Source organism: Microbacterium sp. DWRC1-3, from assembly GCF_049896645.1.
GTDB classification, from domain to species: Bacteria; Actinomycetota; Actinomycetes; order Actinomycetales; family Microbacteriaceae; genus Microbacterium; species Microbacterium maritypicum.
In genome coordinates this window covers 813,738-830,719 of the sequence record NZ_JAFCUS010000002.1, presented here as the reverse complement: position 1 = coordinate 830,719, position 16,982 = coordinate 813,738, and the positions used below count along the sequence as shown (strand labels likewise).

The window sequence follows — 16,982 nt, the reverse complement described above, 5'->3', positions numbered from 1 at the left end:
CAGCCACATTCATCCAGGATTCTTCAAAAGATCTTGGATGACTGTCGCTCCGCGGGCAAGCTGTCCTCACCGAGTTCGGCAAGGAGGGCGAACGCATGCTGCACACCGACCTGCTCCCGCGAGACACCGCGGTGCAACTGATCGACCAGAGCGGAGCGCCGGTCGTGGACGACCGTTACGCGCTCCCCGACACCGACACCCTCCTGGCCGCCTACCGCGGGCTCGTCGAGGGCCGGCGCATCAACGATCAGGCCGGAGCCCTGGTGCGCCAGGGGCGCCTCGCCGTCTACCCGTCTTCGCACGGCCAGGAGGCCTGCCAGGTCGGCGCCGCGATGGTGCTCGGCTCCACCGATTGGCTGTTCCCGACCTATCGCGACTCGGTCGCCGTGATCGCTCGCGGGGTCGAGCCCGCCGACGCCATGGTCCTCCTCAAGGGCGACTGGCACTCGGGGTACGACGTGCGCGCGCATCGCGTCGCCCCGCAGGCCACGCCGCTCGCCACGCAGCTGCTGCATGCGGTCGGCTTCGCCCAGGCCGCGAAGCATCGGGGCGAGGACACCGTGGTGCTCGCCCTCTGCGGCGACGGTGCGACCAGCGAGGGCGACTTCCACGAGGCGATGAACTTCGCCGCGGTGTTCCACGTCCCCGTCGTCTTCTTCGTGCAGAACAACGAGTTCGCGATCTCGGTCCCGCTCGCGCGGCAGACGGCGGCCCCCTCCCTCGCCCACAAAGCCGTCGGCTACGGGATGCCGGGACAGCGCGTCGACGGCAACGACGTCGCTGCAGTCCTCGCCGTGCTCGGCGATGCCGTGTCTCGCGCCCGTGCCGGCGGGGGCCCGTCCCTCATCGAGGCGCACACGTATCGGATGCAGGCGCACACCAACGCCGACGACGACACCCGCTATCGCGAGCGCGACGAGGTGCAGGCCTGGGTCGCCCGCGATCCGCTGGTGCGACTGCGCGCACACCTCACCTCCACCGGCGCACTCGACGCCGAGGCCGAGGAGCGCTTCGCGGCGGGCGCGGAGGAGATCGCGACCGCGATGAGGGCCGCCCTGAACACCGATGCCGACCTCGATCCCGAAGACCTGTTCCGCTTCGTGACCGCGACCCGATCCCCGCAGCTCGATGAGCAGTGGCACCTGCTGCGTGACGAGATCGAGCGCTCCGGTCTCGTCGATGCCGGAAGCACCCTGAACGGAGGCCACCGATGACGATCGCACAGGACGACACCCGCACCGAGACCGCGTCCGGCACGACGACGATGACGATGGCTGCCGCGCTCAACAGAGCGCTGGCCGACGCCATCGAGTCCGATCCGGATGTCGTGGTCTTCGGCGAGGACGTGGGCGCGCTGGGCGGCGTCTTCCGCATCACCGACGGACTCACCGCGCGCTTCGGCGAAGAGCGCTGCTTCGACACCCCACTCGCGGAATCCGGCATCGTCGGCACCGCCGTCGGCATGGCCATGAACGGTCTGCGTCCCGTGGTGGAGATGCAGTTCGACGCGTTCGCGCTCCCCGCGTTCGAGCAGGTCGTCAGCCATGTCGCCAAGCTCGGCAACCGCACCCGCGGCGGTATGCGGATGCCTCTGGTGATCCGCATCCCGTTCGGCGGCGGCATCGGCGGTGTCGAGCATCACTGCGACTCGTCCGAGGCCTATTACGCGCACACGCCGGGCCTGACCGTCGTCAGCCCGTCCACGCCGCAGGATGCCTACTCCCTGCTGCGTGCGGCCATCGCCTCCCCCGACCCTGTGATCTTCCTCGAGCCCAAGAAGCTCTACTGGGCCAAGGGCGAGGTCGACACCTCGATCACGGCGGAGCTGGGAACAGCACGCGTCGCCCGCGACGGCACGGATGTGACGCTTCTGGCCTACGGAGCCTCCGTGGCTCTGGCGCTCGAAGCGGCCGAGGTCGCCGCCGCCGAAGGACGCAGCGTGCAGGTCGTCGACGTCCGCTCGCTCTCGCCGTTCGATGACGCCACCGTGACGGCCGCCGTGAAGTCGACCGGTCGCGCCGTCGTGATCGCCGAGGCGCCGGGCTACGTGAGTGTGGCGTCCGAGATCCAGGCCAGGGTGTTCGAGCGCTGCTTCGAGTACCTCGCCGCTCCCGTACGACGGGTGACGGGCTTCGACACCCCCTACGCGCCTCCGAAGCTCGAGCACTGGTACCTCCCCGACGTCGACCGCGTGCTCGACGCGATCGACACGCTGCACTGGGAGGACGAGGCATGAGCACTCCGCTGAAGCCGCATGCGGGCGCCCAGGTGTTCCGGCTCCCCGACCTCGGTGAGGGCCTGACCGAAGCGGGCCTCGTGCAGTGGCTCGTCGCCGTGGGCGACACCATCACGACCGATCAGCCGATCGCCGAGGTCGAGACCGCGAAGAGCATCGTCGAGCTGCCGTCGCCCTTCGCCGGGGTTGTCACCGCGCTGCACGGCACCGCCGGCGACACGATCGACGTCGGCGCCCCGGTGCTCGAAGTGGCCGATCCCCTGACATCGCCGGCGCCGTCCGCCCCGCCTCCTGGGGCGCAGCCCGAGCACGAGGCGTACCGCGAGGAGGAGCGCGCGGGTTCCGGGAACGTCCTCATCGGCTATGGAACGACCGCGCGCACCACGAAGGGACGACGCCGCCCGTCCGCCGCCTCGGTGACCGCGCCGCGAGAGCAGGTCTCGACGCCGGCGCCGACGGCGTCGCATGCCGCGCCCCGCACCTCCGAGGCTCCCGCGCCTTCGGGTCCGGCCGACCGCCGCCCGGTCGCCGTCCGCTCCCCGCTCGTGCGTCGACTCGCCAGGGACCTCGGTCTCGACGTACACGCGATCACCGCGACCGGCGCCGACGGCGCCGTCACCCGCGCCGACGTGCTGCGAGCCGCCGTGGACAGCGCCGTCGACGGCGCCGCCGCCCACCACGCCGGCACCACAGGACCTCGAACCGGCGAGACCGTGGACGGGCTCGGGGTGCGCGCCCGCGAACGGATGTCTCCCCTGCGCCGGGCCGTCAGCGCCAAGCTCACCCGCAGCAGGTCCGAGATCCCCGAGGCCACCGTCTGGGTCGACGTCGACGCCACGGCCCTGTGGGACCTGCGCGGGCAGATGGCCCCCGAGGGCGGGAAGGCGCCGTCCCTGACCGCACTCCTCGCCCGCTTCGTGCTGCTCGCGCTGGAGGACCATCCTCTGCTGGCGTCGCGGCTCAGCGAGAGCGGAGACGAGATCATCTCCTTCGACGGCGTGAACCTCGGGATCGCCGCGGATACGGAACGGGGGCTCCTGGTGCCGGTGCTCCCCCGCGCCCACGAGCTCACCGTGGCACAGCTCGACACGGCGCTGCGCGAACTCACCGTCACGGCGCGCTCCGGCACCATGCCGCCGGAGCGCCTGCGCGGGTCGACCTTCACGCTCAACAACTACGGAGGCCTGGGCGTCGACGGCTCGGCCGCGATCATCAACCACCCCGATGTGGCGATCCTCGGCATCGGTCGGATCATCGAGCGTCCGTGGGTGGTCGACGGGGCGATCGTGGCACGCCGGATCGTCCAGGTCTCGCTCGCGTTCGACCACCGCGTGTGCGACGGCGGCTACGCTGCCGGCTTCCTGCGGCGGGTTACCGAACTCATCGAGCACCCCCTGCGAGCGTTCGGGAGGGTCTGACCGAAAGCGCGGGTTCTCGATTCCGACGGCGCCTATGCGCTACGCTCGGCAATTACTGACCGACCATTCGGTCATGAATAGCCGGGGCGCCTCGTCGCCCTCCCCTCCCGGAATCGCAGAACAATGGAGTTCGCATGACGTCAGCAGTCTCCGACCGCACCTCGTCCGCACGGATGCCCGCCGAAGAACGGCGGGTGCTCGCCGGCACCCTCGTGGGCACCTCGATCGAGTGGTACGACTTCTTCATCTACGCCCAGGCCGCGGGATTGGTGCTCGCACCGCTGTTCCTGGCCCCGATCGCCCAGGAGAGCCCCGGCTTCGCCCAGGTCCTCTCGTTCGCGACCATCGGCATCTCCTTCCTCTTCCGCCCCCTCGGCGCGATCGTCGCCGGCCACCTCGGCGACAAGCTCGGGCGCAAGAAGATGCTCGTGCTCACCCTCATCATGATGGGGCTGTCCACATCGCTCATCGGCATCCTGCCGACCTACGCCGCGATCGGCGTCGCCGCGCCCATCCTGCTGATCCTGCTCCGCATCGTGCAGGGATTCTCCGCGGGCGGCGAGTGGGGCGGAGCCGCACTGATGGCGGTCGAGCATGCGCCGAGCAACCGACGAGGACTCTTCGGCGCGTTCCCGCAGATCGGTGTCCCCGTCGGCATGATCCTCGCCACCTCGACGCTGTGGGTGCTCACCAGCTCGATGTCGCCGGAGGCCTTCCTCGAGTGGGGCTGGCGCATCCCGTTCCTGCTCTCGATCGTGCTCATCGCGGTCGGCTACGTGATCCGCCGCGCCGTCGACGAGAGCCCGGTCTTCGAGGATCTGCGACGTCGCCGCAAGGAGGCATCCGCCCCGCTGAGCCGCCTGTTCCGCCAGAACACCAAGCAGGTGGTCCTGACCGCGATCATCTTCATCGCCAACAACGCGGCGGGCTACCTGCTCATCGCGTTCTTCGCGACCTACGCCGTCGCGACGCTCGGCATGGAGCGCCCTCCGGTTCTGCTGGCGACGACGCTCGCCTCGTTCGGATGGCTCATCTTCACCCTCTGGGGAGGACACCTCTCCGATCGACTCGGTCGCATCCGCACCTTCCAGATCGGGTACGTCGCACTCGCCCTGTGGGCGGTGCCGATGTGGTTCCTGATCGATACCGCGAACATCCTCTGGTACTTCGTGGCGTTGTTCGTGATGACGTTCGCGCTCGGTCTCTCCTACGGGCCCCAGGCCGCGCTCTACGCCGAGATGTTCCCCGCGAACGTGCGCTACTCGGGAGTCTCCATCGGCTACGCCCTCGGCGCGATCCTCGGCGGGGCGTTCGCGCCGATGATCGCCGAAGCCCTGATGAACCAGTTCCACGCGGCCTGGACGATCGGCGTCTACATCGCGGTCGCCGCGGTGATCTCGCTCATCGGAGTCTCCCTCGTCAAGGAGACCAAGGGCGTCGATCTGCTCACGTGAGCCTCGGGCCGAGCACCCGGGATCGCAGCGATCCCTGAGTCTGTGACATAATTACCGGACGATCGGTCAGTAATTCGGATCGATCGTCCGGACACGGGCCACCCGTCGAGACAACGCAGTCAGGAGTTCCGCATGACCGAGGCATACCTCGTGGGAGGCGTACGCACCCCGGTCGGACGCTACGGTGGCGCCCTCGCCTCCGTCCGCCCGGACGACCTCGCATCGATCGTCGTGCGCGAAGCGGCGCTGCGCGCCGGAATCGACCCGCTGCAGGTCGAGATCGACGAGGTCATCCTCGGTGCCGCCAACCAGGCGGGCGAGGACAACCGCAACGTCGCCAGGATGGCGGTGCTGCTCGCGGGGCTTCCCGACAGCGTCCCCGGAATCACGGTCAACCGGCTCTGCGCCTCGGGGATGTCCGCCGTCACGATGGCGGCGCAGGCCGTCCGCGCCGGCGACGCCGATGTGATCCTCGCCGGCGGAGTCGAGTCGATGACCCGGGCGCCCTGGGTGCAGGCCAAGCCGGAGAAGGCCTGGGCGAAGCCCGGTGCTGCGTTCGACACCTCGATCGGCTGGCGCTTCCCGAATCCGCGCCTGCTAGCGCGCGAGAAGGCGACGTTCTCGATGCCGGAGACGGCGGAGGAGGTCGCCCGCGTCGACGGCATCAGCCGCGACGAGGCGGATGCCTTCGCGCTGCGCTCGCAGGAGCGCGCCGCCGCGGCGATCGCGGGCGGGCGGTTCGAGGCGGAGATCGTCGGCGTGCCCGTCGGCTCCGGCGAGGTCACGGTCGACGAGGGTCCGCGGCCGGAGACGACGCTCGAGGGCCTCGCGCGGCTGCGCCCCGTCGTGGCCGGCGGTCAGGTCGTCACCGCGGGCAACTCCAGCGCCCTCAACGACGGTGCCTCCGCGATCGTGGTGGCGAGCGCTGCGGCAGTCGAGCGCTACGGTCTGGTGCCGCGTGCCCGCATCGTGGCCGGCACCAGTGCGGGCCTCGCGCCCGAGGTCATGGGCCTCGGTCCGGTTCCCGCGACTCAGAAGGCGCTGCGACGGGCGGGCCTCTCGATCGACGACATCGGCTCGATCGAGCTCAACGAGGCCTTCGCCACGCAATCCATCGCCTGCATCCGACGGCTCGGTCTCGACGAATCGCGCGTGAACGCCGACGGTGGAGCCATCGCCCTGGGCCACCCGCTCGGTTCGTCCGGGTCCCGACTGCTGGTCACCCTCCTCGGCCGCATGGAACGCGAGGGGTCGCGCTACGGCCTGGCCACCATGTGCGTCGGCGTCGGACAGGGCGCCGCCCTGATCGTGGAGAAGGTGTGATGTCGGAACCCTCGCCCGCCGGCGATCCCCTCCTCGTCGAGAGCCACGGGGACCGTGTGGTCGCGACGCTCCATCGTCCGCACAAGCGCAACGCGATCGACCAGGCCACCATCGATGCGCTGCACGCGCTGTGCGCCGAGCTCGAAGCCGCACCGCGCCCCTTGATCCTCACCGGCGCCGGCGGCGTGTTCGCGGCGGGGGCCGACATCGCCGAGCTGCGCGAGCGCCGCGCGGCCGACGCACTGCGCGGTATCAACGCTCACGCGTTCATCCGCCTCGCCGAACTGCCCATGCCGGTCATCGCGGCGATCGACGGATATGCGCTCGGGGGCGGAGCCGAACTCGCCTATGCCGCCGACATCCGCATCGCGACCCCGTCCATCGCCATCGGCAACCCCGAGACCGGACTGGGCATCCTCGCCGCGGCAGGAGCCGGATGGCGGCTGAAGGAGATCGTCGGAGATGCCAGGGCGATCGAGCTGCTGCTCACCGGTCGCACCGTGAAGGCCGAGGAGGCGCTGCGCATCGGACTCGTCTCGGCGATCCACGAGCCGGCGGACCTGCTGCCGGCCGCGCACGCCATCGTCGATCGCATCGTCCGGAACGACCCGGCAGCCACCATCGCGACCAAGCGCGTGTTCCGCGCGCCTCGTGACCACCACCCCGCCGTCGACCTGGAGGCACAGGCCGAGCTGTTCGAGAGCCCGGAGAAATTCCGACGGATGACCGACTTCCTGGAGCGGAGAGACCGATGACCGAGACCAGTTCCCTCGCCCCTGGGCACGTGGGCGTGCTCGGCGGCGGACGTATGGGCGCCGGCATCGCCCACGCGTTCCTGCTCGCCGGTTCCCGGGTCACCGTCGTCGAGCGCGATGCCGACGCCGCACAGGCGGCCGCCGCCCGTGTGCTCGAGTCGGTCGACTCGTCGATCGCCAGAGGCACGGCGCTCGCACCCGTCGAGGAGTATCGGGAGCGTCTCGCGACGGGCACGGATGCCGCGCTGTTCGCCCCGTGCACCCTCGTCGTCGAGGCGGTGCCCGAGGACCTCGCGCTCAAGATCGATGCGCTCCGCCGTGTCGAAGCACACGTCGCCTCCGACGCCGTGATCGCCTCGAACACCTCCTCCATCTCGATCGACGAGCTGGCCGCCGTGCTCGATCGCCCCTCGCACCTGCTCGGCATGCACTTCTTCAACCCGGTGCCCGCCTCCACGCTCGTCGAGATCGTGCGCGGAGCGAGCACCGCTCCCCCGCTCGTCGATTCCGCCCGCGGCTGGGTCGCCGCCCTCGGCAAGACGCCGATCGTCGTCGCCGATGCTCCCGGCTTCGCGTCGTCCCGGCTCGGTGTCGCGCTCGGACTCGAGGCGATCCGCATGCTCGAGGAGGGCGTCGCCTCCGCCGAAGACATCGACACGGCGATGACGCTCGGATACAAGCATCCGGTCGGACCGCTCCGACTCACCGACATCGTCGGGCTCGACGTGCGGCTCGGCATCGCCGAGTACCTCGCCGCCCATCTGGGTGAGCGCTTCGAACCTCCGGCCCTGCTGCGTCGCCTGGTCGCCGAGGGCCACCTCGGCCGCAAGAGCGGACGCGGCTTCTACGAATGGGACGCCTCATGAAGGGAACTGAGATGACCGAGATCCTCCCCAGCTACGTCGAGGGAGAGTGGTGGACGCCGGCGTCCGCGGCTCGGGCCACCGAGGTGCGTGATGCCTCGACGGGAGAGGTCGTGGCCCGCGTCTCGACCGACGGACTCGACCTGGGTGCCGCGCTCGACCACGCCCGCACGGTCGGGCAGGCCTCGCTCGGGGAGCTCACGTTCCACCAGCGCGCCGTGCGGCTCAAGCAGCTCGCCCTCGCCCTCACCGAACGCAAGGCCGAGCTGTACGCGCTCTCCAGCCGCACCGGCGCCACGACACAGGACTCGTGGGTGGACATCGACGGTGGGATCGGTGTGCTGTTCGCGTACTCCAGCAAGGGCCGTCGCGAGCTGCCCAACGCCAAGGTCTACGTCGACGGCGGCGTGGAGAACCTCTCCAAGGACGGCTCCTTCCTCGGCCGCCACATCTACACGCGACTGCGGGGCGTGGCGGTGCAGATCAACGCCTTCAACTTCCCGGTCTGGGGGGCGCTGGAGAAGTTCGCTCCCGCATTCCTCGCCGGGGTCCCCACCCTGGTGAAGCCGGCGACCCCGACCGGGTATCTCGCCGAGGCGATGGTGCGCGTGATGGTCGAGTCCGGTCTGCTCCCCGCGGGCTCGCTGCAGCTCGTCTCCGGCAGCGTGCCCGATCTCTTCGACGAGCTGCGGCTCGGCGACCTCGTGGCCTTCACCGGTTCGGCGTCGACAGCAGAGCAGCTGCGCGCGCACGAGTGCGTGCAGACAGGAGGCGTGCGCTTCACGAGCGAGACCGACTCGATCAACGCCTCGATCCTCGGGACGGATGCCGTCGCCGGCACGCCCGAGTTCGATGCCTACATCAAGCAGCTCGTCGCCGAGATGACCACGAAGGCCGGGCAGAAGTGCACGGCCATCCGTCGCGCGATCGTGCCGACGGCTGCCGTCGACGACGTCATCGCCGCGGTCCGCGAGCGGCTGTCCGCGCGGGTCGTCCTCGGCGATCCGCGCGCCGAGGGGGTCACGATGGGTCCGCTCGCCTCGACCGCGCAGCGCGAAGAGGTGCTGCGTCAGGTGGGGCGCCTGCAGGCCGGTGGCGGAGAACTCGTGATCGGTACGACCGACGCCCCGATCGTGCGTCACGTCGACGGCAGCGAAGGACCCGCCCCCGACGGCGCCTTCGTCGCACCGATGCTGCTGCGATTCCCCGATGCCCAGAGCCCGGCGGTCAACGAGATCGAGGCGTTCGGCCCGGTGTCGAGCATCATCGGCTACGGCACCCTCGACGAGGCGAGCGCCCTGGTGGCACGCGGCGGCGGCTCGCTCGTGACGAGTGTGGCCACGCATGACCCCGAGGTCGCCGTCGCGCTCGCGACGGGCATGGCCGCCTACAACGGACGCGTGCTCTTCCTCGACCGCGATGATGCCCGCAGCTCGACCGGACACGGCTCCCCGCTCCCGAACCTCGTGCACGGTGGCCCAGGCCGCGCGGGCGGAGGCGAAGAGCTCGGCGGCATCCGCGCGGTGCTGCATCACATGCAGCGCACGGCCGTGCAGGGTTCTCCGACGATGATGACCGCCCTCACCGGCGTCTGGCATCAGGGCGCGGCAGCGCGCCCCTACGAGCAGGACGGCGGCGTGCATCCGTTCCGCAAGTCTCTGGCCGAGCTCCACGTGGGCGATCAGGTCAGAAGCGGCTCGCGCACCGTGACCCTCGACGACATCGAGACGTTCGCGGCGTTCACCGGCGACACGTTCTATGCGCACATGGATGAGACCGCAGCCTCCGCGAACCCGTTCTTCCCCGGACGCGTCGCGCACGGATATCTGCTGGTGTCGTGGGCTGCGGGTCTCTTCGTCGACCCGGCGCCCGGTCCTGTGCTGGCGAACTCCGGGCTGGAGAACCTGAGGTTCGTGACGCCGGTCTCCCCCGGCGACGACATCCGTGTGGAGCTCACCGCGAAGCAGATCACCCCCCGCGAGACCGACGAGTATGGAGAGGTGCGCTGGGACGCCGTGCTGAAGAATCAGCACGATGACATCGTGGCCACCTACGACGTGCTCACGCTGGTCGCGAAGGAGCAGGCGGCGGCGTAGCAGCGGCGCCGGAGTCGGGGTCAGACGGCCGCGGCTCCGGCCTCACCGCGCGTGCGCAGCCCGTCGAGAGCGAGAGCGACCACATCGTCGGCGAGACGGTCGGCGCCCTCGCGTCCGCCGGGGCGGTACCACTCGACGATCGAGTTGATCATCCCGAACACGAGTCGCGCGACGACGCTCGCATCGATGTCGGCACGCAGCGCGCCTTCGCTCTGCGCCTCCGACACGAGCGCGGTGATCCGACGGTCGAAGGCCCGCCGGCGGATCAGCGCCTTGCGCTCCACATCGGTGTTCCCCCGCACGCGCAGCAGCAGCGTCACGGCCGGCAGCTGGTCGACGAGCACACGGACGGCGCCGCGGAGCACGTGCTCGAGCCTGTCGACAGCGCTGGGTGCAGCCGGCCCCTGGGCCGATTCGGGAAGCGGGTTCTCCACGACGGCCTCGAGGCCGCTCAGGGCCGCGTCGAGAGCGAGGTCGAGGATCTCGTCCTTCGAGCCGAAGTGATGGTAGATCGCCGACTTCGACAGACCGAGCCGCTCGGCGAGCATGCCGATCGACGTGGCGTCGTACCCGTATTCGTTGAAGGCGGCTACGGCGACACCGAGGATCCCCTGCTGGTCGTACCCGGGGCGGCCTCGTCGTGTGCTCTGCATCTCGGACATCACCCCACAGTCTCGCACCCGATGGGGCGTGCGCACCGGAGCATCGGCCGCGAGGCGACCGCGGTGTCGCTGGTCGTCACCGCAGGTCGTACACCCGCTTGTACTTCCCCTCGCTCCGAGGCAGCGTCCCCGGCTCGGCGAGCTGCACCGCGACGGTCGATCCCACGAAGATCTTGATCCGCTGCGCGAGCACCTCCGCCGCGCTCTGGCAGGTCTCCACGGACAGGTCGGGATGGCGCTCGATCCGCACCTTCAGCGTGTCCATCCGTCCTTCCTTCGACAGCTCGAGGATGAAGTGCGGGGTCAGCTGCTCGATCCCCAGGACCAGCTCCTCGATCTGCGTGGGGAACAGGTTCACACCGCGCAGGATGATCATGTCGTCGTTGCGACCGGTGATCTTCTCCATCCGTCGCATCCCCGGACGCGCGGTCCCCGGCAGCAGCCGGGTGAGATCGCGGGTGCGATAGCGGATCACGGGGAACGCCTCCTTGGTGAGGGAGGTGAAGACGAGCTCGCCGAGTTCGCCGTCCGGCAGCGCCGCCCCGCTGTCCCCGTCGATGATCTCCGGCAGGAAGTGGTCCTCCCACAGATGCGGACCGTCCTTGGTCTCGAGGCACTCATTGCCCACCCCCGGCCCCATGACCTCGCTGAGCCCGTAGATGTCGAGGGCGTCGATCCCCAGACGCTGTTCGAGTTCGTGACGCATCTCGTTCGACCACGGCTCGGCGCCCAGCACCGCGACCTTCAACGACGTGGAGCGCGGGTCGACGCCCTGCGCAGCCATCGCGTCGGCGATCGTGAGGAGGTAGCTCGGCGTGCACAGGATCGCATCCGGCTCGAAGTCGAGGATGAGCTGCACCTGGCGGGCGGTCTGGCCGCCGGACATGGGGATGGCGGTCGCTCCGAGCGCTTCGATGCCCGCGTGCGCGCCGAGACCGCCGGTGAACAGCCCGTAACCGTAGGCGTTGTGCACCTTCATCCCGCGGCGGATCCCGCTCGCACGCAGAGAGCGCGCCACCAGCGAAGCCCACCTGTCGAGGTCGCCCCGCGTGTACCCGACGACCGTGGGTCGCCCCGTGGTGCCGCTGGAGGCGTGGATGCGGGCGACGTCGGACATCGGCACCGCGAACATCCCGAACGGGTAGGTCTCGCGCAGATCCTCCTTGGTCGTGAAGGGCAGCAGCTGCACGTCGTCGAGGGTGCGGATGTCTTCCGGACGCACCCCCGCCTCATCGAGTTTGCGCGTGTAGAGAGGCACGTTCGCGTAGGCGTGGCGCACGGTCTGCTGCAGTCGGGCGAGCTGGAGCGCGGCGATCTCGTCGCAACCCATGCGCTCTTCGGCATCGAGCTCGGCGGCTGCGGGCGGGCGGACACGGGAGGATGTTGCGGTCGTCATCGACACGGGGTGCTCCAGGGGGTCAGAAGGTCTGGCTGGTGGTGCGGGAACGCCCGCGGAACTCGGCGACGGGGTCGCCCTGCTCGTCGACGACGGTCACGTCGTAGATGCCGGAGCGTCCGGTGCGCGATCGCCGGATCGCGGTCGCGGTGAGCGTCTGGCCGGAGACGGTCGGCTTGAGGAAGGAGATGTCCGCTCCGGCGGCGACCGTGACCCGATCGTCTTCGTTGCACGCGATCGCGAAGGCGGTGTCGGCCAGGGCGAAGACGAATCCGCCGTGGGTGATCTGGAAGCCGTTGGTCATGTCATCCCGCACGCGCATCGAGACGACCGCGTGCCCCGGATCGTCGCGTTCGACGACCAGGCCCAACGAGGCCGAGGCGCGGTCGCGCTCCATCATGGCGCGATTGGGTCGCACGGCGTCGGTCGCCTGCGTCGTCGCTTGTGTCATCGTCGACCTCCTCGTCGAGCGGGTCGTACGTCGCACCTGCGACATCCGACCCGCTCATACTAACCGAACGATCGGTCAGTTAGTCAACGGAGTCGGCGAGCGCCGCCGCGGCGGCGGCCCGCGCTGCGGCGGCCGTGGGGGCACCGAGCGCGGCTGCCGCCGCTCGACGGCACGCCGCCGGAGACACCGCGCTCAACCGCGCAGCGACCCGTCCCAGCGATCGCGGGGCCATCGACAGGGATGTCACTCCCAATCCGACCAGCACGGGTGCGAGCTCAGGGTCACCGCCGGCCTCGCCGCACACCCCCACCGGTTTACCGGCAGCGCTGCCCGCGTCGCCGACGATACCGATGAGTCTCAGCACCGCGGGCTGCCAGGGATCGTTCAGATCTCCCAGGTCGCTGAGCAGCCGGTCCGCCGCCATCGTGTACTGCGCGAGATCGTTGGTGCCGAGGCTGACGAAGTCGACGACCTCGAACAGCTCGGCGGCGAGGAGAGCCGCCGACGGCGTCTCGATCATGATGCCCACCCGGTCGAGCCCCGCGGCCCGGCACCGTTCGGCGAAGCCAGCGGCCTCATCGACCGTCGCGACCATCGGAGCCATCACCTCGACCTGCGCCGCCTCCTCGGCAGCCGCCCGAGCGAGCGCAGCCAGCTGGTCGTCGAGGAGCTGAGGGCGGCGGCGCGCGATCCGCAGTCCGCGCACGCCGAGGGCGGGGTTGTCCTCGCTCTCGGCGTTGGCGAACGGCAGCGGCTTGTCGCTTCCCGCATCGAGGGTGCGCACGACGACCTTGCGCTCGGGGAAGGCGGCCAGCACACCGCGGTAGGCGGCGACCTGCTCGTCGATGCTCGGAGCATCGACGCGATCGAGGAAGCAGAACTCCGTGCGGAAGAGCCCGACGCCCTCCGCGCGGGCCGAGGCGGCGCTGACCGCGTCGGCTGCTCCGCCGACGTTGGCGAGCAGCGGGATCCGTTGCCCTCCGGCGAGCACGCCGACACCGTCGAAGTCGACGGCGGTCGCCGACGCGCGCGCCAGCGCGATGACCGATTCGGCAGGCTCGACCTCGACCGTGCCCCGGTCGCCGTCGACGAGCACCATCACGCCGGCGGGGATCGCTTCGGCGTCGTCGAGACCGACCACGGCAGGCAGACCGAGCGAGCGCGCGATGATGGCGGTGTGCGAGGTCGGCCCGCCCTGAGCAGTGACGAGGGCGACGCATGCTCCCCCGGCGAGCAGCGCGGTGTCGGCGGGAGCGAGATCGGGGGCGAGCAGGACGAAGGGCTCATCGCGCTCCGGGACGCCAGGCATGTCGACCTCGAGGATCTCGGCGATGATCCGGTCGCGCACGTCGCGGATGTCGGCGATGCGCTCGGCCATCCGGCCCCCGAGCGCAGCAAGAGCCTTCTCGTGGACGACGGCCGTCTCCCAGACCGCGCGGGCAGCGCTGCATCCCTTCGACCGCACGAGCGCGGTCGCCTCGGACACCAGCTCAGGATCGGATGCCAACAGGCGGGAGGCATCGAGGATCGCCTTAGTCTCCCCCGTCGCCTGCGCGGTGCGCGAGCGCAGCTGATCGGCGACGGCGACGGCCGCCCACTCGATGGCGGAGACCTCGGAATCCCGATCCGCTTCGGCGACGACCGTGTCGGGGTCGGGTTCGGGAAGCGGGGGTGCGAGGTGGACGACGCGGGCGGCGACCTGGCCGGGGCTCACCCCGCGCCCTCGAAGCACGGAGCCGGCCGCGAACTCGCGCGTCGAACCCGTCACCTTCTCCGGCGTCGACGGCGGAGCTTCCGCGGCTCGCGTCGTCGGTACGGCGTCGTTCTCGGGTCGGCTCTCCTGACGCACGTCGTCGGTGCCCTCACCGAAGCCGTCGTCGAACAGCGCGACCAGGCGATCGAGCACCTCCGTCGCGTCATCGCCGCGTGCGGACAGTTCCAGTTCGTCGCCCTGCCGCGCGCCGAGGACGAGGAGACGCGTCAGGCTCGCCGCCGCGGCATCGGGGCCATCGGGAAGGCGACGCAGGCGCACGTCCGCTCCTGCCGCCGCCGTGGCGATCAGGGCCGCAGGACGCGCGTGGATGCCGAGCGGATTGCGCACGCGCACGCGGCGCACCTGCACATCTGCGTCCGACGCCGGGGGAACAGGGGGCCCCGATGCGTGCTCTTCCTCGACGCCGAGCGCGCCGGTCTTCGCTCCGAGCGCGGCCGACGCCTCCGAGGCGACGTCGTCGAGCGACCCGCCGGCCGCCGCAGACACCGCGGCGGCGAGGAGTCCCTCCACGAACGGGGCCGGCGCGAGCCGCACGGGCACGACGCTGGATCGCAGCTCGAGAGCGAGCTCGGCGCTGAGCACAGCGGACCCCAGGTCCATGAGGACGAGCACACCGTCGCAGTCTGCGGCGAGCTCATCGATGGCCGCTGCCACCGCGACGGCGTCGGTTCCGAGGATCGGTGCGCCATCGGCATCCACGCCCGCTCCGGCCGCGACCTTCACCCGTACACCGCCGTCATGGACCATCTGCAGGGCAAGCTCCAGTGCCGCCTCCCCGAGCCGTGCACTGTGGGAGACGGCGACGATGCCGATCATCAGGCGTCGTCCGCGACCGCCGCGGCGAGCGTGTCGAAGAGGATCGCGGTCGATGCCGCCCCCGGGTCGAGGTGCCCGGCGCTGCGCTCCCCGAGGTAGCTCGCTCTGCCCTTGCGGGCGACGAGAGGCAGAGTGGCGTCGCGTCCGGCCGCGGCCGCGTCAGACGCGGCCTTGGCCGCGTCCTGGACCGATGCCCCCGCGGCGAGCGCGGCGTCCATCGCGTCGACCGCTGGCGCCATCGCGTCGAACATGGTCTTGTCCCCCGCTTCGGCCTTGCCGCGCGCGACGATGCCGTCGAGTCCTGCCCGCAGCGCGGCCGCGAGAGCGGGGCCGTCGAGGGCGGTCACCGGCCCCGCCGCCATCCCCATCCTCAGGAAGAACGTTCCGTAGAGCGGTCCGCTGGCTCCGCCGACGGAGCTGACGAGAGTCATCCCGACGGTCTTCAGCAGCTCATCGACCGTTCCTGGCGCTCCGGCGGAGAGCTTCTCGCCGACGGCGCTCATGCCGCGAGCCATGTTGGCTCCGTGGTCGGCGTCGCCGATGGCCGAGTCGAGTTCGGTGAGCCAGTCGCGCTTCTCGGTGACGGCCGCACCGAACCGGGAGACCCAGTCGGTGAGCACGACGGTGTCGACCGCGGCCATCAGACGCCCCACCGCAGACCGGGGGTGTTCACCGGGGCATCCCACAACCGCAGCAGCTCATCATCGGCCTTGAGCAGCGTCACCGAGCATCCGGCCATGTCGAGCGAGGTGATGTAGTTGCCGACGAGGTTCCTGGCCACCTGCACGCCGGACTTCTCGAGAAGCGCTGCGACCTCGCCGTACATTAGATACAGCTCGATGAGCGGCGTCGCGCCCATGCCGTTGAGCATCACGATCGCGGGCCCTGTGGCATCGATGTCGGCGAGGATCGGCTCGACCAGCTGCCGGGCGATCTCGGACGCCGGGGCGAGGGGTTCGCGATGACGACCCGGTTCGCCGTGGATGCCGATGCCGATCTCCATCTGGTCGTCCGGGAGGTCGAAAGTGGGCTTGCCCGCAGCAGGGACCGTGCAGCTGGTGAGAGCCATGCCCATCGAGCGGCCCTGTCCGTTCACCTTCTTGGCGAGCTCGACCACGGCGGCGAGGTCGCGCCCCTCCTCCGCGGCCGCACCGACGATCTTCTCCAGCAGCACGGTGAGCCCCACCCCGCGGCGTCCGGCCGTGTAGAGCGAGTCCTGCACCGCGACATCGTCGTCGACGATGACGCTGCCGACCTCGATCCCCTCCATGGAGGCGAGCTCGGCGGCCATCTCGAAGTTCAGCACGTCACCGGTGTAGTTCTTGACGATGTGGAGCACACCGGCTCCGCGATCCACGGCTTTGGTGGCCACCTGCACGCGGTCGGGGGTGGGCGATGTGAACACCTCACCGGCCACAGCCGCATCCAGCATCCCGGTGCCGACGAAGCCGCCGTGCAGCGGCTCGTGCCCGGAGCCACCGCCGGAGACGATGGCGACCTTGCCTTGCGCCTTGGGAGTGGCGCGGGTGATGACGTGGTTGTCGAGGTCGACGGAGAGCTCGGGATGAGCGAGCGCGACGCCCTTCAGGGATTCGACGAGAACGTCTTCCGGGGCGTTGATGAGCTTCTTCATCATTCGATCTCCTTTGATCCTTCGAGGTGTCTTTCGCAAAAATCCGAAAGTAATTCGTTAATGTCGAATATGCTCGGAGCCTGCCGGGTTGTCAAGATCATTCGT

General features: G+C 70.3%; 14 protein-coding genes and 1 pseudogene. 8 read left to right on the top strand and 7 right to left on the bottom strand.

Annotated features, from left to right (window positions below):
* The first annotated feature begins 95 nt into the window (after nt 1-95).
* The 8 genes from ACP699_RS16655 to paaZ all read left to right on the top strand — a co-directional run bounded on the left by ACP699_RS16655 (nt 96) and on the right by paaZ (nt 10,145).
* Nucleotides 96-1,214, top strand: coding sequence for a thiamine pyrophosphate-dependent enzyme (locus ACP699_RS16655; RefSeq protein WP_426172369.1), 1,119 nt, complete (start codon nt 96-98; stop codon nt 1,212-1,214).
* A complete protein-coding gene (locus tag ACP699_RS16650) occupies nt 1,211-2,236 on the top strand; it encodes an alpha-ketoacid dehydrogenase subunit beta (protein ID WP_426172368.1) in 1,026 nt (341 codons plus the stop codon). Before ACP699_RS16655 ends, ACP699_RS16650 begins: the two co-directional genes overlap by 4 nt.
* On the top strand, nt 2,233-3,654 hold the full coding sequence (locus ACP699_RS16645) for a dihydrolipoamide acetyltransferase family protein (RefSeq protein ID WP_426172367.1): 1,422 nt from the start codon (nt 2,233-2,235) through the stop codon (nt 3,652-3,654). The genes ACP699_RS16650 and ACP699_RS16645 overlap by 4 nt, the downstream gene beginning before the upstream one ends.
* Nucleotides 3,655-3,788: 134 nt before the next feature.
* Nucleotides 3,789-5,108, top strand: coding sequence for an MFS transporter (locus ACP699_RS16640; protein ID WP_055877546.1), 1,320 nt, complete (start codon nt 3,789-3,791; stop codon nt 5,106-5,108).
* Nucleotides 5,109-5,240: 132 nt separating this feature from the next.
* Nucleotides 5,241-6,431: an acetyl-CoA C-acyltransferase gene (locus ACP699_RS16635; protein WP_055870659.1), complete on the top strand. Its 1,191-nt coding sequence runs from the start codon at nt 5,241-5,243 to the stop codon at nt 6,429-6,431.
* Nucleotides 6,431-7,186: an enoyl-CoA hydratase/isomerase family protein gene (locus ACP699_RS16630; protein WP_055870657.1), complete on the top strand. Its 756-nt coding sequence runs from the start codon at nt 6,431-6,433 to the stop codon at nt 7,184-7,186. The genes ACP699_RS16635 and ACP699_RS16630 overlap by 1 nt, the downstream gene beginning before the upstream one ends.
* Entirely contained in the window at nt 7,183-8,052 is an 870-nt protein-coding gene (locus ACP699_RS16625) for a 3-hydroxyacyl-CoA dehydrogenase family protein (RefSeq protein ID WP_127482022.1), read from the top strand. The genes ACP699_RS16630 and ACP699_RS16625 overlap by 4 nt, the downstream gene beginning before the upstream one ends.
* Before the next feature lie 11 nt (nt 8,053-8,063).
* Nucleotides 8,064-10,145: a phenylacetic acid degradation bifunctional protein PaaZ gene (paaZ, locus tag ACP699_RS16620; RefSeq protein WP_426172366.1), complete on the top strand. Its 2,082-nt coding sequence runs from the start codon at nt 8,064-8,066 to the stop codon at nt 10,143-10,145.
* Between the two features lie 20 nt (nt 10,146-10,165).
* On the opposite strand, the gene ACP699_RS16615 is transcribed toward paaZ, so the two are convergent.
* The 7 genes and pseudogenes from ACP699_RS16615 to dhaK form a co-directional block, all read right to left on the bottom strand.
* A complete protein-coding gene (locus ACP699_RS16615) occupies nt 10,166-10,807 on the bottom strand; it encodes a TetR/AcrR family transcriptional regulator (protein ID WP_055870647.1) in 642 nt (213 codons plus the stop codon).
* A gap of 76 nt (nt 10,808-10,883) precedes the next feature.
* Nucleotides 10,884-12,203, bottom strand: a complete 1,320-nt coding sequence (gene paaK / locus ACP699_RS16610; protein WP_426172365.1) for a phenylacetate--CoA ligase PaaK — start codon at nt 12,201-12,203, stop codon at nt 10,884-10,886.
* 22 nt (nt 12,204-12,225) lie between these two features.
* Complete coding sequence (gene paaI / locus ACP699_RS16605; RefSeq protein WP_055871214.1) at nt 12,226-12,654, bottom strand: hydroxyphenylacetyl-CoA thioesterase PaaI; 429 nt, start codon at nt 12,652-12,654, stop codon at nt 12,226-12,228.
* Nucleotides 12,655-12,733: 79 nt separating this feature from the next.
* Entirely contained in the window at nt 12,734-14,422 is a 1,689-nt protein-coding gene (gene ptsP / locus ACP699_RS16600; RefSeq protein WP_426172567.1) for a phosphoenolpyruvate--protein phosphotransferase, read from the bottom strand.
* A gap of 120 nt (nt 14,423-14,542) precedes the next feature.
* Nucleotides 14,543-15,244 (bottom strand): annotated as a pseudogene (locus ACP699_RS16595) (HPr family phosphocarrier protein); the annotation flags it as partial.
* Nucleotides 15,244-15,885 carry a dihydroxyacetone kinase subunit DhaL gene (dhaL, locus tag ACP699_RS16590; RefSeq protein WP_055877937.1) on the bottom strand — a complete coding sequence of 214 codons (642 nt, stop codon included), beginning with the start codon at nt 15,883-15,885 and terminating at the stop codon, nt 15,244-15,246. The gene dhaL and the pseudogene ACP699_RS16595, both read right to left, overlap by 1 nt.
* Complete coding sequence (gene dhaK, locus ACP699_RS16585) at nt 15,885-16,877, bottom strand: dihydroxyacetone kinase subunit DhaK (protein ID WP_055877932.1); 993 nt, start codon at nt 16,875-16,877, stop codon at nt 15,885-15,887. The genes dhaL and dhaK overlap by 1 nt, the downstream gene beginning before the upstream one ends.
* Between the last annotated feature and the right edge of the window lie 105 nt (nt 16,878-16,982).